38 protein-coding genes are annotated in these 22,657 nt (G+C 58.8%); 21 read left to right on the top strand and 17 right to left on the bottom strand.

Features of this window, described 5'->3' with window-relative positions:
* From K0F85_RS28845 to K0F85_RS16710, 12 genes are all read right to left on the bottom strand, one after another.
* On the bottom strand, nt 1-353 hold a 353-nt coding region (locus K0F85_RS28845; protein ID WP_257572836.1), incomplete at its 3' end, for a recombinase RecT.
* A gap of 109 nt (nt 354-462) precedes the next feature.
* Nucleotides 463-687 (bottom strand): hypothetical protein, encoded by a 225-nt coding sequence (locus K0F85_RS16755; protein ID WP_219117120.1) that lies wholly within the window; start codon nt 685-687, stop codon nt 463-465.
* Nucleotides 684-953, bottom strand: a complete 270-nt coding sequence (locus K0F85_RS16750; RefSeq protein WP_219117119.1) for a hypothetical protein — start codon at nt 951-953, stop codon at nt 684-686. Before K0F85_RS16750 ends, K0F85_RS16755 begins: the two co-directional genes overlap by 4 nt.
* Nucleotides 950-1,084 carry a hypothetical protein gene (locus K0F85_RS28840; RefSeq protein WP_257572835.1) on the bottom strand — a complete coding sequence of 45 codons (135 nt, stop codon included), beginning with the start codon at nt 1,082-1,084 and terminating at the stop codon, nt 950-952. The genes K0F85_RS16750 and K0F85_RS28840 overlap by 4 nt, the downstream gene beginning before the upstream one ends.
* Nucleotides 1,081-1,305 carry a hypothetical protein gene (locus K0F85_RS16745; protein ID WP_219117118.1) on the bottom strand — a complete coding sequence of 75 codons (225 nt, stop codon included), beginning with the start codon at nt 1,303-1,305 and terminating at the stop codon, nt 1,081-1,083. The genes K0F85_RS28840 and K0F85_RS16745 overlap by 4 nt, the downstream gene beginning before the upstream one ends.
* Nucleotides 1,302-1,733, bottom strand: a complete 432-nt coding sequence (locus tag K0F85_RS16740; protein WP_219117117.1) for a hypothetical protein — start codon at nt 1,731-1,733, stop codon at nt 1,302-1,304. The genes K0F85_RS16745 and K0F85_RS16740 overlap by 4 nt, the downstream gene beginning before the upstream one ends.
* A 27-nt stretch (nt 1,734-1,760) precedes the next feature.
* Nucleotides 1,761-2,075: a hypothetical protein gene (locus K0F85_RS16735; RefSeq protein ID WP_219117116.1), complete on the bottom strand. Its 315-nt coding sequence runs from the start codon at nt 2,073-2,075 to the stop codon at nt 1,761-1,763.
* A gap of 376 nt (nt 2,076-2,451) precedes the next feature.
* Nucleotides 2,452-2,694, bottom strand: a complete 243-nt coding sequence (gene acpP, locus K0F85_RS16730; RefSeq protein WP_219117115.1) for an acyl carrier protein — start codon at nt 2,692-2,694, stop codon at nt 2,452-2,454.
* Between the two features lie 141 nt (nt 2,695-2,835).
* Nucleotides 2,836-3,069, bottom strand: coding sequence for a hypothetical protein (locus K0F85_RS16725; RefSeq protein ID WP_219117114.1), 234 nt, complete (start codon nt 3,067-3,069; stop codon nt 2,836-2,838).
* Nucleotides 3,066-3,290, bottom strand: a complete 225-nt coding sequence (locus K0F85_RS16720) for a hypothetical protein (RefSeq protein ID WP_219117113.1) — start codon at nt 3,288-3,290, stop codon at nt 3,066-3,068. Before K0F85_RS16720 ends, K0F85_RS16725 begins: the two co-directional genes overlap by 4 nt.
* A gap of 91 nt (nt 3,291-3,381) precedes the next feature.
* Nucleotides 3,382-3,564: a hypothetical protein gene (locus K0F85_RS16715; protein WP_219117112.1), complete on the bottom strand. Its 183-nt coding sequence runs from the start codon at nt 3,562-3,564 to the stop codon at nt 3,382-3,384.
* A gap of 781 nt (nt 3,565-4,345) precedes the next feature.
* Nucleotides 4,346-4,816, bottom strand: a complete 471-nt coding sequence (locus K0F85_RS16710) for a hypothetical protein (protein WP_219117111.1) — start codon at nt 4,814-4,816, stop codon at nt 4,346-4,348.
* A gap of 343 nt (nt 4,817-5,159) precedes the next feature.
* Between K0F85_RS16710 and K0F85_RS16705 the strand changes: the two genes are divergently transcribed.
* Nucleotides 5,160-5,537, top strand: a complete 378-nt coding sequence (locus K0F85_RS16705) for a hypothetical protein (RefSeq protein ID WP_219117110.1) — start codon at nt 5,160-5,162, stop codon at nt 5,535-5,537.
* On the top strand, nt 5,534-6,259 hold the full coding sequence (locus K0F85_RS16700; protein WP_219117109.1) for an ORF6N domain-containing protein: 726 nt from the start codon (nt 5,534-5,536) through the stop codon (nt 6,257-6,259). Before K0F85_RS16705 ends, K0F85_RS16700 begins: the two co-directional genes overlap by 4 nt.
* 43 nt (nt 6,260-6,302) lie before the next feature.
* On the opposite strand, the gene K0F85_RS16695 is transcribed toward K0F85_RS16700, so the two are convergent.
* From K0F85_RS16695 to K0F85_RS28835, 4 genes are all read right to left on the bottom strand, one after another.
* Nucleotides 6,303-7,136 carry a hypothetical protein gene (locus tag K0F85_RS16695; protein WP_219117108.1) on the bottom strand — a complete coding sequence of 278 codons (834 nt, stop codon included), beginning with the start codon at nt 7,134-7,136 and terminating at the stop codon, nt 6,303-6,305.
* Nucleotides 7,137-7,335: 199 nt separating this feature from the next.
* Nucleotides 7,336-7,872 carry a hypothetical protein gene (locus K0F85_RS16690; RefSeq protein ID WP_219117107.1) on the bottom strand — a complete coding sequence of 179 codons (537 nt, stop codon included), beginning with the start codon at nt 7,870-7,872 and terminating at the stop codon, nt 7,336-7,338.
* 95 nt (nt 7,873-7,967) lie between these two features.
* On the bottom strand, nt 7,968-8,930 hold the full coding sequence (locus K0F85_RS16685; protein WP_219117106.1) for a hypothetical protein: 963 nt from the start codon (nt 8,928-8,930) through the stop codon (nt 7,968-7,970).
* The gene (locus K0F85_RS28835) at nt 8,930-9,652 is read right to left on the bottom strand and encodes an XRE family transcriptional regulator (RefSeq protein ID WP_257572832.1); all 723 of its coding nucleotides are present in this window, start codon (nt 9,650-9,652) and stop codon (nt 8,930-8,932) included. Before K0F85_RS28835 ends, K0F85_RS16685 begins: the two co-directional genes overlap by 1 nt.
* 70 nt (nt 9,653-9,722) lie before the next feature.
* On the opposite strand from K0F85_RS28835, the gene K0F85_RS16675 reads away from it, so the two are divergent.
* The gene (locus tag K0F85_RS16675) at nt 9,723-10,094 is read left to right on the top strand and encodes a helix-turn-helix domain-containing protein (protein WP_219117105.1); all 372 of its coding nucleotides are present in this window, start codon (nt 9,723-9,725) and stop codon (nt 10,092-10,094) included.
* Nucleotides 10,095-10,105: 11 nt separating this feature from the next.
* On the opposite strand, the gene K0F85_RS16670 is transcribed toward K0F85_RS16675, so the two are convergent.
* Nucleotides 10,106-10,495, bottom strand: a complete 390-nt coding sequence (locus tag K0F85_RS16670; protein WP_219117104.1) for a hypothetical protein — start codon at nt 10,493-10,495, stop codon at nt 10,106-10,108.
* A 30-nt stretch (nt 10,496-10,525) separates the two neighbouring features.
* Between K0F85_RS16670 and K0F85_RS16665 the strand changes: the two genes are divergently transcribed.
* The 18 genes from K0F85_RS16665 to K0F85_RS16580 all read left to right on the top strand — a co-directional run bounded on the left by K0F85_RS16665 (nt 10,526) and on the right by K0F85_RS16580 (nt 22,626).
* A complete protein-coding gene (locus tag K0F85_RS16665; protein ID WP_219117103.1) occupies nt 10,526-11,293 on the top strand; it encodes a hypothetical protein in 768 nt (255 codons plus the stop codon).
* 575 nt (nt 11,294-11,868) lie between these two features.
* Nucleotides 11,869-12,063 (top strand): hypothetical protein, encoded by a 195-nt coding sequence (locus tag K0F85_RS16660; RefSeq protein WP_219117102.1) that lies wholly within the window; start codon nt 11,869-11,871, stop codon nt 12,061-12,063.
* A 78-nt stretch (nt 12,064-12,141) separates the two neighbouring features.
* A complete protein-coding gene (locus K0F85_RS16655; RefSeq protein WP_219117101.1) occupies nt 12,142-12,417 on the top strand; it encodes a hypothetical protein in 276 nt (91 codons plus the stop codon).
* A gap of 11 nt (nt 12,418-12,428) precedes the next feature.
* Nucleotides 12,429-12,596: a hypothetical protein gene (locus K0F85_RS16650; protein ID WP_219117100.1), complete on the top strand. Its 168-nt coding sequence runs from the start codon at nt 12,429-12,431 to the stop codon at nt 12,594-12,596.
* A gap of 57 nt (nt 12,597-12,653) precedes the next feature.
* The gene (locus tag K0F85_RS16645) at nt 12,654-13,403 is read left to right on the top strand and encodes a KilA-N domain-containing protein (RefSeq protein ID WP_219117099.1); all 750 of its coding nucleotides are present in this window, start codon (nt 12,654-12,656) and stop codon (nt 13,401-13,403) included.
* Nucleotides 13,400-13,804 carry a hypothetical protein gene (locus K0F85_RS16640; RefSeq protein ID WP_219117098.1) on the top strand — a complete coding sequence of 135 codons (405 nt, stop codon included), beginning with the start codon at nt 13,400-13,402 and terminating at the stop codon, nt 13,802-13,804. Before K0F85_RS16645 ends, K0F85_RS16640 begins: the two co-directional genes overlap by 4 nt.
* Nucleotides 13,801-15,513 carry a DNA cytosine methyltransferase gene (locus K0F85_RS16635; RefSeq protein ID WP_219117097.1) on the top strand — a complete coding sequence of 571 codons (1,713 nt, stop codon included), beginning with the start codon at nt 13,801-13,803 and terminating at the stop codon, nt 15,511-15,513. The genes K0F85_RS16640 and K0F85_RS16635 overlap by 4 nt, the downstream gene beginning before the upstream one ends.
* Complete coding sequence (locus K0F85_RS16630; RefSeq protein WP_219117096.1) at nt 15,510-15,710, top strand: hypothetical protein; 201 nt, start codon at nt 15,510-15,512, stop codon at nt 15,708-15,710. The genes K0F85_RS16635 and K0F85_RS16630 overlap by 4 nt, the downstream gene beginning before the upstream one ends.
* Nucleotides 15,707-16,192, top strand: coding sequence for a Ref family protein (locus tag K0F85_RS16625; RefSeq protein WP_257572831.1), 486 nt, complete (start codon nt 15,707-15,709; stop codon nt 16,190-16,192). The genes K0F85_RS16630 and K0F85_RS16625 overlap by 4 nt, the downstream gene beginning before the upstream one ends.
* Nucleotides 16,189-17,610, top strand: a complete 1,422-nt coding sequence (locus tag K0F85_RS16620) for a DEAD/DEAH box helicase (RefSeq protein ID WP_219117095.1) — start codon at nt 16,189-16,191, stop codon at nt 17,608-17,610. The genes K0F85_RS16625 and K0F85_RS16620 overlap by 4 nt, the downstream gene beginning before the upstream one ends.
* Nucleotides 17,611-17,612: 2 nt before the next feature.
* A complete protein-coding gene (locus K0F85_RS16615) occupies nt 17,613-18,503 on the top strand; it encodes a DNA methyltransferase (protein WP_219117094.1) in 891 nt (296 codons plus the stop codon).
* The gene (locus tag K0F85_RS16610) at nt 18,500-18,907 is read left to right on the top strand and encodes a hypothetical protein (protein WP_219117093.1); all 408 of its coding nucleotides are present in this window, start codon (nt 18,500-18,502) and stop codon (nt 18,905-18,907) included. The genes K0F85_RS16615 and K0F85_RS16610 overlap by 4 nt, the downstream gene beginning before the upstream one ends.
* Complete coding sequence (locus K0F85_RS16605; protein ID WP_219117092.1) at nt 18,904-19,659, top strand: hypothetical protein; 756 nt, start codon at nt 18,904-18,906, stop codon at nt 19,657-19,659. Before K0F85_RS16610 ends, K0F85_RS16605 begins: the two co-directional genes overlap by 4 nt.
* 2 nt (nt 19,660-19,661) lie before the next feature.
* Nucleotides 19,662-20,423, top strand: coding sequence for a YdaU family protein (locus K0F85_RS16600; protein WP_219117091.1), 762 nt, complete (start codon nt 19,662-19,664; stop codon nt 20,421-20,423).
* Complete coding sequence (locus K0F85_RS16595) at nt 20,410-21,054, top strand: DUF6475 domain-containing protein (protein ID WP_219117090.1); 645 nt, start codon at nt 20,410-20,412, stop codon at nt 21,052-21,054. Before K0F85_RS16600 ends, K0F85_RS16595 begins: the two co-directional genes overlap by 14 nt.
* Before the next feature lie 107 nt (nt 21,055-21,161).
* On the top strand, nt 21,162-21,923 hold the full coding sequence (locus K0F85_RS16590; RefSeq protein ID WP_219117089.1) for a DUF6551 family protein: 762 nt from the start codon (nt 21,162-21,164) through the stop codon (nt 21,921-21,923).
* An 11-nt stretch (nt 21,924-21,934) separates the two neighbouring features.
* A complete protein-coding gene (locus K0F85_RS16585) occupies nt 21,935-22,270 on the top strand; it encodes a hypothetical protein (protein WP_219117088.1) in 336 nt (111 codons plus the stop codon).
* Entirely contained in the window at nt 22,267-22,626 is a 360-nt protein-coding gene (locus K0F85_RS16580) for a DUF1064 domain-containing protein (protein ID WP_306985111.1), read from the top strand. Before K0F85_RS16585 ends, K0F85_RS16580 begins: the two co-directional genes overlap by 4 nt.
* The last annotated feature ends 31 nt before the right edge of the window (nt 22,627-22,657 follow it).

The following is a 22,657-nucleotide window of genomic DNA, read 5'->3' as shown; positions in this document are numbered from 1 at the left end:
TACTTGAAGCGGTCCAGCGTAACGCCACTCGACTGGATCACGGCATTGACCAGCTGCGCCTCGTAACCGAGCGTACCGTTGACCAGGTGCGTTTTCTGCGCCACCGCGAATGGGTTCATGCGCCACTGGATGGCCTGCATCACCACAGCCGCACAGTCGGCAGCATTGCCGCGCAAGTGTTCCGGGATGGTGGCGCGGCCCTTGGCCATGATGTCGGCCAAGCGCATCATGCTGTCCATGCTTGCGCTGTCCAGGATCAGCGAGGCGCTACTGGTAGCTACGACGGGCAGGTCGCCTTGTTCGTATTGGGTCGCCTGTATGGCGGTGCGGCTTTCTTGCGTAACTGCATTCATGACTTTTTCCTTGTGAGTTTTATGATTTCTGCCTTCAACAGCGCCAGGCGGACGGCGTAGACGATTGCTTGGCCCGCATGCCAGTTGCCCAGCACCTGAATAAACAATTTCATTTCGCCGGCGCCTGCTCGATCAGCGGCCAGCGGTCCGGCTGTGCCGCTTGCCGCGCCAGCTCGGCGATGAACTCGCGGTCACGGGCGTTTGCCGCGTTGTCGCTGATCTCGGTCCAGGCCAGCAGAGCGAAGAAGGCTGCGACAGCGATAATGGCCATCGCCTTGTCGAACCAGCTGGCGGGCTGGCGGCGCGTGATCGCCCGGTAGTTAGGTTGACTCATGGGCGAGCTCCTTGATCGAGAATTAAACGCATCTGGCCCTGCGCTTCCAGTTCCGCTGCCGTCGGGCTGCAACCTTCTGCATCACCGTCCTCGCCTTCGTTCGGGCAGCATTCCTGCGCTGCATCTTCTCCGCGGTGCCATGCGCCGCATACTGGGCAGATGTAGACCTCGCTGACACTGGGCTGGCAGCACTCGTGTGCGTCACTCTCGTCTTCGTGAATATCACCGCATGAGCCGCACTTCCAGCGCGTTTCTATGAGGCTCATGGCGACACCAGCACGGTGATGCTCATCGGCTCGTCTTCCGGCAGCGCTGCGAGGGTGGCGTCAGGGCTGCCGGTGCCGGCGTAGGTGTGCTGGCCGCCGGTGGCGGTGCAGGTGGTTATGACGTAGCTCACGATGCAGCCCCTTCGCGGTATGTCAGTTGCAGGCGGATGCCGTTGCGGCGCGGCGTGGCCACCTCGCTGCAACAGGCGCCGGCCGGCAGTTGGTCGGTCGCGTCCAGGCAGCCGCTGTTCAGCGCCGATTCCATGCCAGCATCCTGGTGGGCGAAGGCGAGGGCGGCAGATACGGCCAGGCGGGACTGGCGGCCGGCGGTGACGTTGCGGGCGTCGATCATTTGGCGCGCTCTACGAGCATGGCGTCGGCTGCTCCATATGCATATTCAACCACCTCCAAAATATTCGGCGCTTCTTCTGAGAAGGACGGGATTGCTGATTCAGCCGTGTGATCATCGACGTGCCCACCATGCTTTGCGATCAACGCTTGCATAGCCTTTGCTGCAAAGTAGTCGCGTAGATCGATATTTTCCGCTGGCCCCGCCAACACAGGTGGATCGATGAACTTGACCATGTCAGCATTGACCTGCTGCACACTGCCATCGGCGCGCTCAATGATCGCGGTCGTGTAATTGCCCGCGCCGTTATCGAATTCTTCATACTGGTTGCCGAACTGGTGAAAGGCTGCCATGCCGTCCGGAACCTTGACGCTTTTACGGCAGCCGTCGATGGTCTGCTGCTCCCACTTGAAAACTTGAACTTGGCGCATGGCCTGCTCCTTTGGTTGTTGTTTTAATTACTGGCGGGCCGAAGGCGCGAATGCCGCCGCAATACCGGCGTCCTCGCCCACCACGTAACGGCCAGTCGTGCGGCCGCAGAAAGGGCAGTGGCTGGCGACGCACGGCATTTCCTTGCCCTTGGCGCTGGTAAAGCCCTTGCCCGTGCCACGGATGCGGAACGGGATGTTGATCGTGCTGAGCAGGCCCATGTCATCCGTCATGGCGAAGCCGGTGGCCTGGCACTCGACCTGGATGTCGCTGCCGGCCTTGGCCACGATGAATGGCGAGCTGGCCAGGTTCGTTTCGATTCTTTTGACGCAGTCGCAATTCATTGTTCTGCTCCTCTGGTTAATTGGCGCCCCGGCAGGGGATCGAACCCTGCTGGTGTCGGCCGCACTGTCCGACACCACAGCCACTACGGGGCTTTCAATCCTGCGTACGCCAGGAAGCGCGTGTGGCGGCCGGCGCTGGTCTCCGGCTTGCTCCAGTTCTAGATACGTCAGCTCGAACAAGCGCCCGGGATAACTATCGCTCGCGCATCAGCCTGCGCATTCACCACACAGAGCGGCCATCGGTATGACGATCCCGATGCCTCCCCGGCCAATGGACGCCGGCGCCGGCGCTCCCCATCGTCCGGCGCGCTTTACATTCATTCGCCGCCGCTCTGTGTGGTTCCTGCGCTCGCCTGGCGCAGGTCAGGGTGGTGCATTACGTCGGAGTGCTCTTTTCGATGTATTCGATAGCCTGGCCGACAGTTTCGATTTTTTCGGCGTCGTCGTCGGACGCTTGAATTTCGAACTCGTCTTCCATCACCATCACCATTTCAACCTTGTCCAGCGAGTCGCCGCCCAAGTCGTTGACGAAGTGCGATTCGCGAGTCAGATCCGACTCGATGACGCCCAACTGCTCCGCGACGATTTTCTTTACGCGCTGCTCGATGCTCTGCTCCATGACTGCTCCGTTCGTTGAGGGGTTGGCCGGATACGCCGGCCGGTCGGCACCTAACGCAGTGCGAGCGGGCCACTCTGTGCCATCGGGCAGTTAATCGGGCTGCCAGTCCTGTCCCGCCTTGCCTGCGGCGGCGGGCGACCGCTAAACCTTTGCCAGCTCAGCAGTCCAGCCCAGCTCGCGGCCATAAAACGTGCCGGTGCAAGACGCCATACGCGCATCTACTCGCGCCAGTTCATGCGCCTGATTCGGGCTTCCCGCCCAGGCTGTTGCTTCAAAATTCCCATCCTCAAACTTGATCGACACGTTGTACTTGCGCAGTGTTGCGCGCGCAGGTGATGCGGTGAACAGGCCGGGCAGGGCGTCGCGGGCGCTCATGCTGCTTCCATCCGCCAAGGGCCGGTGTAGTTGCTGCAGGCTTCGGCGCGCAGCGCGGCGGCAGCGCCGCATTCCAGGTACTGCAACCGACCACGCGGCAAGCTGGCACCGAACGAGTTGCAAATTTCCAAGCGGCGAGGGCAGCCGATGCTGGCAACCAGGCCGGCGCAATGGCCGTCATTGGTAGTTTTCGCGGCGCTGATGTTCGAGATGATCTTCATGGCGATTAGCCGCGCGCTGGGATTGCGATTGCCGGGATCACTTCGCCGTGGGCGACGAGGACCGCTTCGAGTGCTGCGAGCTCTGCGGGGCTCATGCTGCGCTCCCGGCTGCATCACGTTTTGCAACGAACTCGCCCAGCGAGCGGCCATCGGCAACAGCCTGGTCGTACACGGCGCGGCTGATGCGGTTTTCGATCAGGATGCGCGTGCATGCCTTGATGTCGCCCTTGGCGGCGTTGGCCTTGATCATCGCGATTGCTTGGGTGCGGGACATGGTGTACTCCTGTGTTTGCTTTCGATGGATGAACTATAGCAGTGCTACAGTTTATGTGCAATAGCATTGCTACAGTTTATGTTAAAATTCTTTCGTCGCCTCAAAAGCGACCGGATGCCCGGACAAAATCACGCCGGGTAGCGCGAGTCCAGATAGATGGAGTCGGCGAACGCTACGCAGTACCCAGGGTATTAACGCGAAACGGGCGTAGTGGAAGGGCCGCAAGAAGGACGACTGGCGGCAACGATGGGTGATAGTGGGGAGAGTCGAGTCGGGGGCCGGAAACGGTCAAAGTCTCCCCTATGCGCAGTGTCCGAAGTCGAAGAGGGGCATTCAGCGTTCTCACGGAGCCAGGCTTTATCGCTTGGCTACTGGGAGAGTGCTGCTCAGGAACCGAGTCTCCAAGGGCATAGGCTTCAAAACGGTGGCTTTAGAACTTGGAAAAGCAAGATCAAAAGCTTACTTCAAGAGCAAGATAATGATTTTTGAGTACCTTTTACAAAGGAAAACATAGTGGAAAATAATTCGGCCCCGCTGGGGCAAAAAAATTCCCCGGCCGACGGGGGTGGCAATGCGGCGAATTTTACGCCCGCAATGCGGCCGGCTGGGCTGGTGGCGATGGCCAGCCGCGCATTCCCTGGCTCGACCGAATCGTATCTGCTGATGCAAACCGATCTGATCGAGTTCTGGCTCGCATTGGGCCGCCAAGGTGCCGCAGATCCGATTGGTTACGCGCGGTATGTGCGCTGCGCAGGGGCTGACGAGACGATCCTGGGCGCGACTACAGGGACGTTTGAATTATCTGAATTAATTTCGGCAGATTCTCCGCGCCCGCATCCAATAGTTTCATTGTCAGGTGTTTTATGGAATCGCCGCGCAACTCCCGAAGCTGATGCAACAATCCAGTCTTTTCTTCGGGCGGCAGATCCGAACCCTGGATGCGCGCCGCAATCAAGTCGCGGATCGTGTCATCGTGAAGCTTGACCGTCACCACGCCCAGGATTGCGGTCAGCCCACCATCGTCGGCAAGAAAATCCAAGCCTGCCGATGTGATTTTGGCCTGGGAGAAAGTTTTTGTTCCGCCTATTTCCTGAGAGTAGGACCCATCAATTAATCCATGCTCATACAGGTAATGCAGATTTGGCGAGACGTTCGGGTTCCTTCCGATCCATTCGCCCATGATCGTCATCTTCGGGTACGTCTCAGATAGGTATGTTAGTAGTTCATTTTGCAATACGCGGTCAATGGCCATGAAATTTCCTTTTTTAGTTAATGGGCGCGTCCGGAGTCGGGAAGCAGTAGGGCGCGTCTCATTGTAGCGAAATTGGCAATATGGAATGCCGCCAAAAGTGTCAAAGGCCAGGTGTAGCACGCAGGCTGGCGGCGGTGGAACTGGGCTGGCGGCCGTGATACTCTTGATTTTCCGCTTCTCAACTTTAACCTGTTAGGAGATAGGCAATGTCTGTGCGTGATTTTAATTTCGTAGAGGGTGTCCAGAAATCGGACACCCTTACCGCAAGGGTCACATCCGTTGTGATCCTTTGCGGCGCAAGGGGTAGTAATCCGATTAATAACCTGCATGCAGGGGCTTCGACGTGAGCGCGCCACCGCGCAGCGCCGAGCTGAAGTCGGCATCAGCAAACCTATGCCGCTACGCAATTCCTGAATGCGACCGCATCGAGATCGCGATGGCTACAGTGCTGCTCCTCAGTGGCGATGCTGAGCGCGGAGAACTCGACGTGCATGGCCGACCCTTCGCGGCGCAGATCTACGCCGACCTACTGGGCAAGGCAATTGCCGGCGGCTTCAAGGATGCGGCGATCTTGGCTGCCTACGGCAAGGCCAAGGCATTCACTTCCACGGGGATGGAGCTCGCCACTGATATGGTTCGCTGCATCGGCGGTCATGACGCCGTACTGGATATCTGCGACCTTCACACCTTTAAACCTGCCGACTGCGGAGCCCTGCAATGAATGATCGCGTATCAGAAGAGCTCCTGGCCAGCGCGGCCGGTCGATATGTCTCGCTGCAAGCACTGAAGGTGCGCGCGGCAGCACTCCCGAAGATTCGCTGGAAGGGTCAGAATGTCATCACCACAGAGTTGTTGGCGAAGCTCTATGGGACGGATGTGAAGAACGTCCAGATGAATTACTCCCGAAACGCTGCGCGGTTCGATGAAGGGATTCATTTCTTCAAAGTGTCAGGCAAGACTCTGGTAGATTTGCGACCCACTTTAAGTGGGTCGCAGATTTCCGCCAAAACGAGATCACTGATGCTCTGGACTGAACGCGGCGCGACACGGCATGCAAAGATGATCGAAACCGATCAAGCTTGGGATATGTTCGTCGCGCTCGAAGATCACTATTTCAAGCAGTTCGAAGTCGATCCGGATAGCGAGCCAAGCACAGCTGAGGATCGCCGGCCGCTGCACATTGCGGCCTACGACCTGGCTGTGAAGAATAGGGGGCTGATTTCAGCCGGGCATACCATCCACAACGAAGCGGCTGGCAGCACGCGCTACTCGAAGATGACCAAGGGCGGCGTCAAGGTCGCGCTGCAAGCCTCCCGGCCGCTGATTGATCGCACGGCAACAGAATCTGACTTCGTGCGGATGGATTCCCGCAAGCGGCGTCCGACCAAAATCGTCCAGCTGGAACTCGGCCTTAGCGACCCGGGACCGAGCATCTTGGAATAGTCCGACGCCAGGCGTAAAAAAGCCCGCGCGCGGCGGGCTGATCTTACGGCTTGGCGGTTGGCGCCTGGGGAGTTGTCGGCGCGGCCGGCGTCGGCTGGGCGTAGATTATAATTGGCGCTGGCGCAGCTGCCGGACCTTTGGGCGCGACATTGTTGAGCAAGAATGTCATCAGCGAAATTCCGATGACGCCAAGCGCGAGAACTGTTCCGGCTACCCACTTCACGGTATCTGCTGTGCTCTTGTGTAGAGTGGCATCAAAGCGAGCAAAGTTCGCAATCATTTTTTCCTCAATCGAGGCGATCCTGCCGTCAGTCCTGGCCTCAATGGTCGCAAGCCGACCGTCCGCGATGGCGTTCGCAGTTTTGATGTCGCCGATCATTTGGGCTGTAGCAGCCGCAAGCTTGGCATCAATGTAGTCTTTGTCGGTGGTAGCACTCATTTTTTCATCATCGCCCGGCGTGGCTTCGTTGTCAACTACATCGATAGGGAGTGTGTCAGCAGGCGACTCAATCCCCTGCGCAAGTCTGAGGGCAATTGCCTGGCTGCCCGCCGCTACTTCCCCAGTCATGCGCCTAATTTTTGCCACCGTCTCAGCGATTTTCTCGGGCGTTTTGCCTAATTGAGTTGTTTGACCAGTCTCCCGGATTTCTTTTGCAGCCTGTTCCATCAGTCGTGCCTGCGTCGTCTGCATCTCGACCATCAGTGCATGCAATGTAACGACATTGGGTGACTGCAGACCCAGTTCAGTCCGAATAGTTGCGATGATTTCTTCGAGCACGGCGACAGTCGGTGGACGACTTGCCGCAACCTCTGGAATGGTGATGGTCGGAGTGGATTCAATCACTCGCAACACCTCGTCAACAGTAATGGTGCTCATTTTTTCCTAACTATTGATTGCGATGAAGTGGCGCCACACAGCCCGCACCACCGCGACTCACTCAGCCCAGCCCAGCCGCAATGCCTGCAAACCGAATCAGCGGCACACCTGCCGCTGGCGATGTGACGCCAAGGCTTGCCTTTGCGGAGGGAGGGGGGATTTTGCTGGTGGCGCCATCCAGGCAACCGATCTGATGGAGTTAGGATTTGTCGATGCTAATCAGAAAGCCCTTAATGTAGGCCGCAGGCAAGAATCCTACGGCCTCGCCCGCCTTTCCACTGATCTTGTAACGGATTCCGGTTTCCTGATTTTCCTCCAAATATTTTCTGGTTACGTTAATGCCAACCGTTTCCTCGTAATAGCAGCCACTGCTGCTGGAGCAGGATGACACCTTCCGATCAATAGAAACGAAATCAAGTTTCATCCCCTTAGAGTCGTAAGCCTCATTGTAAAAGCGCCACTGAGCATTATAGAAAGACGTGAGGTATATCTGATAATTAACGGATTTATCTGAGTCTTGTTTCCACGCGCGCAATCGCAAAGTATTGTACTCAGAAGCGTTCGCGCCCAAAAACGTTGTAATTTTTTTAAATTCGTCGTGGGAGACTTTCGTCTCAGATGCTGCGGCCTGTGGGTCGGTCAACATAAGCTTTGGCTTCGGAGTCGGCACATGTGTAACGCAAGCCACAAGAGACATGGAAAAAGTCGCCACTGCGACCATATGGGAAAATTTCATTTCTTGACCTTAATTTACCGGAAAATTTGCGCCGTTGCACGGCCGCATTATATAAAATATTGACAATAGGAAATCTATCAAATTTTCACATTTCCTCATCGCTCAACCATATCGATTCGATCATGATGCCGATCTGCATTGATCTCGGTGCACCGTGCGCGGATTGAGCGCAGGATGACTGGGCCGACGCCCTTGATCGCAAGGAGGATATGATCCGGAGCCTCATCGATTGCGGCAGCCGTAGATAGTCCCATCATCATCATGAGTTCAATCGATGCACGCCCCAGCTTTGGGATGGTGTCCAAGAATTGCGGAAAGAACTGATCAATGATGTCATCATCGCTTTGTTCGAGTCTACCGGCTATGTCAAGCCATTGGGGGAGTATCAATATCTCACGAATTTTCATAATGCGATAATCCATCGAATTGTCAGCCTCAAGAATTGCGCGGAAAGCAATTAGGAAATTTAGAAAATCGCCGCCATCCAGAGGTATTTTTCCAATGTCCGACGAAATTAAATTGTCGGACTCATAATTAACGTCGATGCCAATCTCTCGGAAAGTAAAGGATTGCGGCACCCAGCGCCCCTCATTTTCGCCAGCATCCATAGTAGGTGGAAAATTCGGGAGGTCATTAAAAATGATGCCGTGCAAAGGGAGGAGCCTGGCCGGCGTACTAAGTCGCATTGGCACCTGATAAGTTAGGCTCTTATACAAATCATAATTTGGGTATGCATTATCCTCCTCTTGACTTATTTCCTCCGTCAACGCCATTAGGTCCGATTCGAATTTATCTAGGCTTGTGAGTGATATGAATGAATGCTGCGCTACCAAGTTTTTTAGTTCAACAAGGCGATCTTGCGCCACGCCAAGCCTAGATCGTCTAGTTTTCAGATTTTTTGATTTTTTTGCTATTTGGGCTGATTCGTTGATTATTTGAACGAGTCGCTGACATTGATCGGCTGCGAAATTTTCAGCTTGAGTAAAAATTCTCTCGGTTGCCTTAATATCTTCAATGGGTTGCGCTTGATTGAATCTCCAAACATTCGAATATTTCATTAAAAGTCAACGCTTTGCCAAACCTTAATAACACGCGCCAATATTTGAAAATCCATGTCTGGCTTTATCGTCCAATCGCGGTAGGCTTTGTTTTCGGATGATGCAATAATGCCCTCACCGGGTATTCTTTGGAGTCGTTTAATAAAGCCCTCATCGCCAACCCTGAAGAAATAAACTGCGTCTCCATCAAAAGTATTAATTCCCCGATCTACTAACAGTGGATCGCCTGGATTGAACATGCCCCGCATGGAGTCGCCAAAACCCGTGACGATGGCAAGATTTTTTACACCGGTATGACTGCGGACATTTTTTTGAAGCCAGTCCGGTGTGACACGCCACCCGTTAATCTCGCCAGGCTGATCGCGCAGCAGCACGCCAGCACCCATCGATCCGCCGGTATCGTATTGTGGGATAGCTATCTCAGTGCTTATCGCATGGATTGGCTCGCGCAGTATGACGCCGCTGGAACCGGCCTCAGTTTGACGCGATGCCTGCAACGCCTCCGCCGCAAGACGGGGACTTATGTCATCAAGAGTGCAGCCAAAGCCCCGCGCGTAAGCGAGTGCAGCATCGAGGCTTATTGGGCGCCTACCGGTGATATTTTGATAAATCATCGATTGTCCGCCCTTTATGTTCTGCTCACGAGCAAACTCAGCGCGGTTCACCTTAGCAAATCGCGCTTTGAGCCTTTCGGCTTCCTCTTCTATTGTCAGAATCTTCATGTAGCTATGCTATCGAAAAAAAACAATAGCAAGGCTTGCGATAAAACTGTAGCAATGCTATTGTATTGAGATGGAAAATTCATCTCAGGTTTCAATTGTGCGGGCGTGCTCGATTCTCGGTGGGCAGGCGGCCCTGGCGGGGCGCTTGGGCGTTACCCCCGCTGCCGTCAATCAGTGGATAAAGGGATTGCGGCCAGTTCCCTCGAAACACTGCCCTAAGATCGAAGACATCACCGGGGGGATTGTTCGCTGCGAGGAGTTGCTCCCATCGTTCAACTGGGAATCTCTGCGCGCCAGGCCGCCTATGGGTGCCGCCCACCGGGCCACCGATCCCGCCCCAGCACCAGGCCACGCCGGCCGCCAGCCGCCCACGACGAACTGCATGCTCGACACCGTGCCCGACCGCGCTGCTGTCAGCATCGACGCGAGAGCAATTCCATGAGCTGGCTGTCCTCACTGTTCCGGCGCCCGATGGTCATCGCGCCCGTTGCCGTCCGGGCTGGCGACGATCTTGTCATCTCGCTGCGGGATCGGCTCGATTCGGATGATGCATTTGCGCTGCTCGACACACTTAAGCAGCAGTTCCCCGCCACGCGCATCCACCTGCTCACGGGGTTTGGCGACGTTCAGGTACAGCGGAACGATCGCGGCGGCAACGGCGCAAGTGGCGATGATCGTGGTGATCCACCATTTCCAGTTGGCGGCCCAACCCTGGGCAAGCCAGCTTCGCGCCTGCCGGCAGCGCGTGAGCAAGGAGACGTTGTGGTGATCACCCTGGCGACCCAGTTCCGGCTGATAGCCGTCTACATCCCGCCAAAGTAGCAAAGCGATTCTGTCTCGCATGCCCATGTCAATCCTTTGAGAATGTGAAAAATGAATAAAAAACTAACGATTCGTGCCGCGCTGAGCGCACTTACTGCTGCTGCCATGTCGCGCTGCGCAACGACCGACCTCCCGGCGTTACTGGAACTGCACAACGCCGCCGTCAATGCCATCAACGCACTGCCCGACGCCGGACCGCTTACGAGCGCCGGAAGCTCTGGCGCAATCATTGGCTCCTCCGCCAAGTTTCTCATTGGCACCCCGGTGACCGATGAAAATCAGCCTTTGATCCTGATTGAGCTGCGCAAGCACACTGCGCTGCTGACCGCGCTCTGTCGCCACCAGCGTGGCGCTGAGTTGATAGTGCAAGCACCTCTCGATGTTGCCGCGCCGGGCGCCAAGAAATCCAGCAATGCGGATCGCGGCACCGCCTCTGCAAGCGATGTACTCGCGCCGTTCAGTGACTTTGCTGCTGCCGTCACAGCCGCCGCCGAAAAGCGCTTCGCCGCCGATCCATTTGCGCCCACCTTCGAGTTGTTTGCCGGTGAAGACGCGGTGACTGTCAAGTTGTATCCGCGCCCTGGCTCGGTGCAATACATCGTGAACGTCACTGGCCCGCGCTCATCCGCCGTCAGAATCGAAGGGGGTACCCCAAAACTGGTGCAGGTTTCGCGCGTCGAGGAAGCGCCCAGCGATGCTACTCCGCCGCCTGGCGCGAAGCCTGGGTACTGGCTATCAGTCGTCGGAATGAAGCAGCCTGCCTGGATAGAGAGTCCGCCGCAGACTCGCACGTCTGAGCGTGCATCTCCAGTAGGGTGAGATTTTCGTTCTGCAAGACGATGCTTAGCTCTGCTGTGCCCGCGTTGTCCAGTTTGTAGGTCGTGCGAAACCGCAAGTCCTCGCCGTCGAAGCTGATATTTACCGAGTTGTCCATGGGAGCTTCCTTCGTAAATTGTTGAGTGGAATTGACAAGTTACCACGTTGGAATCTCCCGCCCATATTTCGCAGCACCCGCATCACCTTTTCCTCGTAGTCCGAACCATAGGAGCAGCACTTTGAACCAAGCAACAAAACCACCAGCGCGCGACGCAGATTTGACCGTCATCCTCAGCAGCACGGAGAAAGATGCATTCCGCCAGAAATGCAGCCAGATCGGTATTCGCTGCGGCACCCAGGCGCGCCGTTTGATGAACGCCTGGAATCCGCTTGCGCCTCCAATGCCAGTGCCGGTGAATGGTAAAGCGACGAGGCGGCCACGGGAATACCCAGGACATAGGCATTTTGTGACCAGCCTGCCGAATCGAGCATCCCGTGGCGGCGCGCCCCGACCATCGCGTTTTTAAGGGCTTTCGCCTGCGCAGTGAGCGACCAGAAACAGTAGAGAGGGAGGGGAAATGCATGACGGAAAAATAACTGCCAGCGCCACGGATCAGATCGTGCATTACGCCAGGGCGCTGGTTGAGGCGCGCGCCAGGTCCCGTGCCGCGAAAGAATCGAATGACCAGGCGGTCCTTGAATTGGCAAAGCGCGCGGAGTACCGGGCCGGCAAAGACCTGGACCGCGCGGTAGATCGACACAGGCCGCCGTAACGGGTTCGGCGCCCGACAGCTACAGCATCACACGGCCACCTAGTGGCCGATTTATCCACCATCAAACAGGAGCATGACATGACGCAAAAACCCATCCATTCGCCGAGCCAGGCGCTCAACAACATGGCCGGCAACAACAAGCTGCTCGACACCCTCATGGAGAAGCTGGGCCTGAAAAACGACGCCGCCCTGGCGCTCACGCTGGAAGTCGCGCCGCCAGTCATCAGCAAGATTCGCCATGGCCGCTTGCCCATCGGCGCCACGATCCTGATCCGCGCGCACGAAGCGACCGACATCGCGATCCGCGAATTGAAAGCCATCGCCACACCGGCCGCGCCAGAGGTGGCGGTTTGACCTGGACGACCATGAAGCCGGAAGGAGGCACGCCGGCGAAGGCCGAGCAGGGCGCGCAGCAGCACGACCAGGTGGAGCCCAATCCGCATTACGTGCGGACACACGACCCGGACCCTGGCCACGTCCGCGCGCGGGCGCACTACAGCGCAATGCTGGCCGAGCTGCTGGGCCGGAAATGAAAAAAGCCCACTTGCAGGTGGGCTTCCTTGAAACGCAATAAATACCGGAAAGAATTTATGGGCGAAATTGTACAACACAAAAGCATCAACATCGCAGAAACGGTGATCACCACCGATTCAGATGGCCGCTTTTGCCTGAATGATCTGCACAAAGCATCGGGTGGCGAGGACCGTCACGTGCCTGGTTACTGGCTGGAAAACCGCCAGGCCGCCGAGCTGATTGCCGAATTGGAAAATACCGGAATTCCGGTAGTTAAAAAGCCGGGGCGTAACGGTGGCACCTATGCGTGCAAGGAGCTGGTCTACGCTTACGCCATGTGGATCAGCGCCAAGTTTCACCTGGAAGTCATCCGCACCTTTGATGCCGTGGCCACCGGCCAGGCGCCGGCCGCCGCGCCGACGCGCAGCGCAATCTCGCCCGCCAAGGAATTCCGCGCCATTTTCGGCATCGCGCGCCTGATCGGCCTCGACAAGAACGCTGCGGCTATCAGCGCGAACCAGGGCACGGCCGCGCTGACCGGCGTCAACATGCTGCAACTGATGGATCGCACGCACCTGGCCACGCCCAGCCAGGAGATTTACTACACACCGACGGAGCTGGGCAGCCGCTTCGTCAAGAGCGCCAAGGCCTTCAACCAGTTGCTTGTGCAGGCCGGTTTGCAAGAGAACATCGCCGGGCACTGGGTGCCAACCGAGAAGGGCAGGGAGCATGCCTACGTGATGGATACCGGCAAGGCGCATGCCAGCGGCACCCCCATCCAGCAAGTGAAATGGCGCGACTCGGTGCTAGGTGAGGTGTCCTTGTGAATAGCCAAGTTGACAATCGAGCGCGCCCGACTTTCGGCGTAAATAAGACGAAACGCCGCCGCTCCGGCATAACGCTCCCGAAACAAGGCTCCCGCTCTTACGCGCTGCTGCAGGCGATGCTGGCCGGGCCCGGCACCTTCTACCAAATCTGCGAGCGCGCGGGCTTCGATATCGAAGAGTCGGGCATGGAACACCGCCTGCGCATGATCTTCTCGCGCTTCATCCAGGGCAATGTACGCCTGATAGGCATTCGCTACGTGCTGAAAGACGCCTCGCGCGCGGCGCTGATGGGCGCGGGACCAGAACAGCCTGGCCAAGTGGCCACGCCGCACTTCCGCGGCACGGTGGGCGCAATGCCTGTCGTGGTCGTTCGCCGGCCGGCTGCGGAGGCGCGCCCATGAAGCGCGATGAGCTCCCGGCAACTCCAATCCGCTATCTGTCGCTGTTTAGCGGCATCGAGGCGGCAACTGTGGCGTGGGCGCCGCTCGGCTGGGTATGCGTAGGCGTGGCCGAAATCGAAAACTTCCCCCTGCGCGTGTTGGCGCACCACTATCCGAACGTCCCAAACCTGGGCGACATCACCAAAATTACCGAAGCGGATATCGCCGCACTCGGCCGCATCGATGTGATGGTTTTCGGTTCGCCGTGCCAGGACATGTCCGTGGCCGGCAAACGCAAAGGAATGCTCAATGCAGATGGAACTATTACTCGATCCGGCCTATTCTTCGCCGCCTTCAATATTTTCCAGTGGGCCCGTAAGCACGGCGGCTGCCGATTCGCATTGTGGGAAAACGTCCCTGGCGCCTACAGCAGCAGCCAGGGCCGAGACTTTGCAAGCGTGGTTGAACTCCTGGCAGGACTCGACGACGTTGCAGTGCCCGTCAACGGCTGGGGCACGGAAGGCTGCGCGCTGGGCGACAATGGATTGCTCGAATGGGCATGTCTGGACGCGCAATGGTTCGGAGTGGCGCAGCGGCGCCGCCGCGTGTTCGCTGTCCTCGATACTGGAAACTGGTCCAGTCGCACCCCAATACTTCTTGAGCGCCAAAGCATGCGCGGGGATTTTGCGCCGCGCCGAGAAACGGGGCAAGACGTTGCCGGAACTATTACATCGAGCCTTGGCCGCCGTGGCGGACAGCCTGACTGCGGCAGCACTCCCGGACTGCTCCAGCCCACTGTATTGCCTGGCTCACGGACAGGGGGGGCGGAACTAGGAATTGACCGCAGCGCGACGCTGACCTGCAACCATGAGGCGCCGATTGTCGCCGGCGATCTGACGGCAATCGCCTTCGATAGCCGCCAGGATTGCATCAGTAGCACCGAAGTATTCGGTTCGCTCGGATCGTCCAGCCCGCAGGCGCAGGCCATCACCTATGCCATCCAAGCCGGCGCGCTCCGGGCGAACCCGAACAGCGGCCCCGATGGCGTCGGTGTGCAGGCGCACATCGCCTACACACTTGAGGCGCGCGCCGAAGTGCAGGCCATCGCGTTCTCATGCAAAGACCACGGCGCCGACGCAACCATTGAACTGGCGCCGACCATGCGCGCCATGGGCCATGCCGCAAGCCATGTGAATGCGGGCGGGCAGTTGGCGGTTTGTATCACTGGAGACGTCACCCATTGTCTCAAGGCCGAGGGCTTCGACGCCAGCGAGGATGGAACTGGTCGCGGGCAGCCGATTGTGGCAATGCCATTCCAGGAGCGTGGTCGCGAAGGAGGTCGCAGTCTGGAGGCTATCACTGAGGTTGCATACGCGCTGATGACCGGCAACGGCGGCGGCAAGACCAACGACCGCAACATCATGACTCCCGGCATGGCGGTGCGCCGCCTCACGCCCACGGAAACGGAGCGCCTGCAGGGATTCCCTGACGGCTACACCGCCATCCCCATCAAAAAATACGCCCGCAAGCGCGTGACGAAACTGCGTCCGGAGAGCATGTGGGCGCAGATCGACGGCAACTGGTGGCTGCTGGCTGCTGACGGACCACGGTACAAATCGCACGGAAATTCGTTTGCGGTGCCGGTCGTCGCATGGATCGGCCGCCGGATTGATGCAGCCATGCGCATCAACTTCACACATGAGCATGAGATGAGAATGGAGGCAGAATGATCTACGACCTCGCCCGAACTGAGCGGCAGCATCGCGCCATTCAAAAATCACAAGCGCCCACCGGAAACCGTCGGAACTGCACGCACTGCAAAATGCCGCGCAGCCAGATTGGCGGCCGGTTGTTGCCGCGCCCAGGCTCGCGCCGGCGCGACTGGATTTGTGCAGGCTGCGCGGCCGATCGTGCGGTAATCGCATGAATCGCAGCCAGCCCATGAAGCCAGGCAAGGGCTTCAAGTCCCGCACCTCGCCCATGCCCAGCACCGGCATGCTCTCCGTGCAGTCGCACCAGCGCACGGCATCGAAGCGCAAGGCCAGTTTGAAGTCGAAGGAGCGCGCCGTTACGACCGCCGAGAAACTGCTGTGGACCCGCCTGGCCGCGCTTGGCTGTGTCGCCTGCAAGAAAGACGGCAAGTTCAATACACACGTCAGCATCCATCACGTCGACGGCCGCACAAAGCCTGGCTGCCACCAACTCGTGCTGCCACTTTGCTCCGGTCACCACCAGGACGGCACTGGCGAAGACAAAACGATGGTCGCGGTTCATCCATGGAAAACCCGCTTCGAGGCGCGCTATGGCACGCAGGTCGAGCTGATGGCTGAGTGCGCGCAAGCCTTGAACGAACAACGGTCGGCCCCTGCGCCGCCGACCACAACAAAAAATATTATGGAGCAATCATGAGTGCATTTAACGAAGCGGAATTTACCGCGCTGGGTGAATACGAGCACTTCATTAAAAACAAGTTGCGCGTCGACGTGCCGGCCGGCTTCGATCTGGACGTGCCTACTGGCCCCCTGTTCGACTTCCAAGCCGCGTGCGTCAAGTGGGCATTGAAGCGTGGCCGCGCGGCGCTGTTCGCCGATACCGGCCTCGGCAAGACCGCCATGCAAACAGCATGGGCGCAAGCGGTGGCCGACCATACTGGCGGCAACGTCATCATCGCGGCGCCGCTGTGTGTGGCGCAGCAGACGGTCGATGAGGCGGCTAAATTCGGCATCGTTGTTAAATATTGCCGCGCCGATGCCGACGTCGAACCAGGCATTACTATCACCAACTACGAAATGCTGGATCACTTCGACCTGGAATCATTCGCCGGCGTGGTACTGGACGAATCGAGCATCCTCAAATCACACACCAGCAAGACCCGCGAAGCCATCGTGACAGCATTTAAGTCCACGCCCTACAAGTTGTCGTGCACCGCCACACCATCGCCGAACGATTACATGGAACTCGGCAACCAGGCGGATTTCCTGGGCGTCATGTCCGCATCGGAAATGCTCGCCACCTTTTTCACACACGACGGCGGCGATACCTCGAAATGGCGACTCAAGGGGCACGGCCGCACGCGGTTTTGGGAATGGATGGCCACCTGGTCCATCTGTATCCGCAACCCGGCCGATATCGGCTTCGATGGCGCACGGTACGAGTTGCCGCCGCTGAACATGATCGAACACACGGTATCGGGCGGCGACCTGTTGGAAGGCCAACTGTTCGCGGTCACCGCGCAGTCACTGTCCGAGCGGCGCCAGGCCAAGAAAAACAGCATGGCTGATCGCGTTGCGCTGGCGGCCAGCATCGCCAACAGCACCGATCAGCCGGTGATCGTTTGGTGTCACATGAACGAGGAAAGCACGGCCCTGACCGCTGCCATCCCTGGCGCCGTCGAGGTAACCGGCTCCATGACCATCGACCAGAAGACAAAAAACGTCATGGCATTTACCCATGGCGCGGCGCGCGTGCTGGTCAGCAAAGCATCGATCTGCGGGTTCGGAATGAATTGGCAGCATTGCAATGTGATGGTCTTCGCTGGCATGGACGATTCATTCGAAAAATATTACCAGGCCGTGCGCCGCTGCCATCGGTTCGGCCAGCGCCGTGCCGTTGACGTGCATATTATCACCGCCGAAACCGAGGGTGCCGTCAAGGCGAACATCGAGCGCAAGCAGGCGCAGGCGAATGAGATGGCCGGCGAGATGGTGGCGCACATGCGCAGCATCACCCGGCGCCAGATCGTCGGCGCGACCAGCAACACCGAAACCTATAACCCGACCATGCCAATGACCGTCCCGGCCTGGATCATTGCCAACATCGAGAATTGACCATGACCAACGTTATCAATCAAGCCATCGACGAGAAATTCGCCCTGTTCAATGCCGACTGCGTAGACGTCGCCAAGACTCTGCCGGACAATTCGATCGATTTCAGCGTCTACAGCCCGCCGTTTGAAAGCCTGTATGTGTTTAGCAATAGCGAGCGCGACATGGGCAATAGCGCATCAAGCGCCGATTTTTGGCAGCACTACCGTTACCTGATCGCCGAAATGTTCCGCGCGATGAAGCCGGGCCGCCTGGTCGCCGTTCATTGCATGAACCTTCCAACATCGAAGACGCGCGACGGCTATATCGGCATCAAGGACTTCCGCGGCGAAATCATCCGCTCGCACCAAGCGGCTGGATTTATCTATCACAGCGAGGTCTGCATCTGGAAAGACCCGGTGGTGGCGATGCAGCGCACCAAGGCGCTGGGCCTACTCTACAAGCAACTGCGTAAGGATAGCGCCATGTCGCGCCAAGGCATCGCCGACTACCTTGTGGTGCTGCGCAAGCCGGGCGAAAACCCCGACCCGGTGACCAAAACGCCGGAAAGCCACTCGGTCGACTTGTGGCAGAACTACGCCAGCCCGGTCTGGATGGACGTCCGCCAGACTCGCACACTGCAATACATGAGCGCCCGCGAGAGCGACGACGAACGACACATCAGCCCGCTGCAGCTGGACGTGATCGAGCGCGCCATTGACCTGTGGACGAATCCCGGCGACCTCGTATTCACGCCGTTTCTCGGCATTGGCAGCGAGGCGTATGTGGCGCTGCAAATGGGCCGGCGCGCCTGCGGATCCGAACTCAAGCGCTCGTATTTCGACCTGGCCGTGCGCAACTGCCACGAAGCGCAGCAGGCCAAGGCCGGCGACCTGTTTGCGGATCAAGAATCATGAGTCGCGCAAATTTCAGTGAATTCGTGCTGGGCGCCATGCCCGGCACCAAGGCCGATATCGTCATCAAGTCGGGCGTCAGCCAGGCGGCCGTGCTGCGGTGGATCCGTCTGCTGCACGCTGACCGCAAGATTTACATTTCGGGCTGGAAGCCGCACCCGCGCGCTGGCGCCGCCATGGCCGTTTATGCGGTCGGCGACTTGCCGGACGCCAAGTGCAAGCTGAAGCACATGACGAAGCGCCAGGTTCGCCTGCGCTTCGAGGCCAAGGCCAAGCAGGATGGCCGCTGGGATTCGATGAAGGCGCGCTGGCGCAGCAAGTACTGGATCCGCAAGGCGGGCGCCGTGGGCGATCCGCTGGTGGCTGCGCTGTTCGGCGCGGCGCGCGCGCAGGAGGTGCGCCCATGATCCACTATCACGGATTGCCAATCACGCCAGCCACGGCCGCCGTGCGCGCCGTCAGCGGCGGGCATGCATTCGTATCGTTCCGCCACCCGGACCAGTTGACCATTGCCCTGGAGGTGGCGCAGTCGTTCGCCGTCGACAATGGGGCGTTTTCAGCCTGGCGCAGCGGCCAGCCGATCACAGCCTGGTCGCAGTTCTACGAATGGGTGGGCGAGCTGCACCGTTACCCGAACTTCGATTTCGCTGTAATCCCTGATGTCATCGATGGCAGCGAGGCCGACAACGACGCGCTGCTGGCCGAATGGCCGTGGCGCACCTCGGCGCCGCACGTCGGCGCGCCAGTGTGGCATTTGCACGAATCGCTGGACCGCCTGGACCGTCTCGTCAGCGAATGGCCGCGTATCTGCCTGGGCAGCTCGGGCGAATTTGCGCAGATAGGCACACCGGCCTGGTGGACGCGCATGGCGCAGGCGATGGACGTCATCTGCGACAAGGCTGGCCGCCCAGCCAGCAAGTTGCATGGCCTGCGCATGCTCGACCCGGCAATCTTCTCCCGCTTTCCGTTCGCCAGTGCCGACAGCACGAACATCGGGCAAAACGTGGGTATCGATTCAGCCTGGCGCGGCACCTACACGCCGCCAACGAAGGAGGCGAGGGCAGCGATCATGCGCGAGCGGATCGAGTCGCATTCGGCGCTGACATTTTGGGATCGCAAGGCGTCTCCTATCCAGCAGCCGTTGTTTATGGGGGCATAGCCGTGCACTACTACAAAAGAAACATTGGTGATTATGCAAAGAAAGCAGGACGTTTGTCCATGTTGCAGCACGGTTCGTACACGCTCTTGATCGATGCGTGCTACGACCGTGAACAGTTCCCTACGATGGATGAGGCCATCGAGTGGACTTGGGCATCATCGACGGCCGAAATCGAAGCGGTTCAGTTCGTTTTGCGCAAGTTCTTCACGTTGGAGGGCGGTATTTACGTGCAAGCGCGCATCCAGGATGAGATAGCTGAATACCATGCAAAATCGGAAACAAATCAACGAATCGCCATAGAGCGCGAAACGAAGCGTAGGGAGGGTTTCACGAAACGTGCACCAGACGTGAACGAACCGCCACCTAACCAAGAACCAATAACCAATAACCATAAACCAGTAAAGAACAAAGACAAGTCGCCTCCGGCTCCCGATTCGCTGTTTCCCGACGTCGATCCGCAGATCGTCGCCGACTTCAAGGCGCTGCGAACGAAACACAAGGCGCCGGTCACGCGGACTTCCATCCAGGGCATCGTGCGTGAAGCCGAAAAAGCCGGCCTGACCCTGGAAGGCGCTTTGCGCATCTGCTGCGAGCGTGGCTGGCGCGGGTTCAAGGCCGAATGGATAACGCAACACGCCGTGCGCGCCGGGCCAGGGCAGGGCACCAGCACGGTCTACGATCAAACGATGGCGGCCGCCGAGCGCGCCAAAGCCCGAATCTTCGGTAACGCAGCACCGCAGGGAGAAAAGCATGACGCAGGATGACTACGAGGATTTTGCAGGCATGGTGGGGGCAATCACCGAACTCTACGGCCGGGCTGCAAGCGAGTTTGCCATCACGATCTGGTGGGGCGCGCTGCGCCAGTACGACCTGGCAGCCGTCCGCCAGGCATTCGATCGTCACGTCCGTAATCCCGATACCGGTCAGTTTGCGCCGAAGCCTGCCGACCTGATCCGCATGATGGGCGGTACCACGCAAGACTCGGCGCTGGTGGCTTGGGCCAAGGTCGACCGCGCGCTGCGCGTCGTCGGCCCATACCGAAGCGTCGTGTTCGATGACTCGCTGATCCACCGCGTCCTGGTCGAGATGGGCGGCTGGGTCTCGCTGGGCGCGAAGACTGAGCAGGAATGGCCATTCGTCGGCAAGGAGTTCGAGAACCGGTACCGCGGATACCGCATGCGCAACGAACGGCCGGATTACACGCCGGTGCTGGTGGGCATGACCGAAGCGCAAAACCAGCGCGCCGGCTTTGGTGTGGAGCCGCCGATGATGATCGGCGATCAGAAGTTGGCGGCGCGCGTGATGGCTGGCGGAACAGCGCAGCAAATTATTGCCATGGCGCCGGCTGGATCGTTGGTCGCACCCGCGCAGCGCATTGAGGGGCGAGCAGCTTAGCGGGAAAAGCAGCTGCGACTTGCGGAGCAGCCCGCCACGCGGCGAACGAGGGTAGGGCACTACGAAGTGATGTACCTGTGAAATTAAATTGAACCTTGAGGCTAAAAATGAAAACCGCAATGAAAATTAAGATGGTAAAAATATCCGACCTGCACACCGACATCAGCTATCAGCGCGAACTCGATACGTCCCGCACCGCCGAAACGGTGAAAGCGTTCAGTCTCGGCGCGATGAAGGCCATCAGCGTCTCACAGCGGTCCTGCGGGCAAATGTTTGTCTATGATGGGCAGCATACGGTGGAGGTGGCAAGGGCTTGTGGCATGACTTCGGTGCCAGCCGTGATTGTGCCCGGCGACAAGCGGAGGGAGGCCCAGTGGTTTTTGCTGATTAACGGGGCTGGCGCGAAGCGAGTGCCGCAACGAGGGATTCAAAAGGCTGGCGTCATTGCGGGTGACGAGATGAGCGGCAAAGCGCAGGAGGTGCTGGATACCTATGAAATCGAGGTCAGCAGTGGCGGATTGAGGGCGGGGAGAACTAATGCTATCGGAGCCATTAAGCGCTACATCGGGCAGTCGCCGGCCAATTTGAAGGTGGCTATGGATGCGATTCATCAATTGTGGCGGGATGACCCGTGCGCATGGTCTGGCGTTTTGCTGCGAGGCATGGTGGATGTTGCGAAAATTGACGGACTGATGCCCCAGGTAGTCGCCGCTTGCCGCAAGAAAAAATTGACGCCTCGACGAATCATGGATGTGGCCAGCGCTATGCAGACGGCTGCTGGAGCAACTGGCGGCGGGGCAGCGCACGCCCGCGCAGCCATTCTGAAGTTGAGTGGTGTGAAGCTGGCGGCTGAGGTGATTGCGATATGACGACGCCTGCGATGGACGCAAACAAACGCCTGGCTGAGCTGCTGGGCTGGACGAGCATTGTCGAGGTGGGCGGTGCCCTGGTCGGCACGCCGCCGGCGGGCGCGGCCGAAAGCCGTGGCCAGGCGCTGGTACCGGACTGGGCTGGCGACTGGTCGGCGATAGGGCCGCTGGCCGCGCAGCACCAGGTCGACGTGCTGCACAACTGGGGTAGCGTGTACGGCCGCTGGGGCGCTGGCGCCAACTGCGCGGCGCGCGTGGCGGTCGATCACATCGCGGATGATCGAGACGCGGCGACGCGCATGGCGCTCACGCTGGCTGTGGCCGCGCAACTGGAGGCCGGCCAATGATGGCCCGTGGCTTACAGGCGTTGGGCCGCCTCAAGGTCGGTGCCATGAACCAGACCGAGGCGGCCTACGCCAGGACGCTGGAGCTGCGCAAGGCGGCCGGCGAGGTGGACTGGTACAAGTTCGAGGGCCTGAAATTCCGCCTGGCGGACAACACTTTTTACACGCCGGATTTTGCCGTGCTGCTGGCCGACGGCGCACTGGAGGCGCACGAAGTGAAAGGGTACATGATGGAGGATGCAAATGTGAAGATCAAGGTTGCTGCCGATCTCTATCCCATCCGCTTTTTCATTGTCCGTGCCAAGCCCAAGCGTGAAGGTGGCGGTTGGAAAATTGAAGGAGTCCGTAATGGCGATTAATGCGGCTGGATTGGACGTGGCCGGGTCCAAT

The sequence above is a fragment of the Janthinobacterium sp. UMAB-56 genome, assembly GCF_900095265.1.
In the GTDB taxonomy this organism is placed as follows: Bacteria; Pseudomonadota; Gammaproteobacteria; order Burkholderiales; family Burkholderiaceae_D; genus Janthinobacterium.
This window is presented reverse-complemented; position numbering and strand designations above follow the sequence as displayed.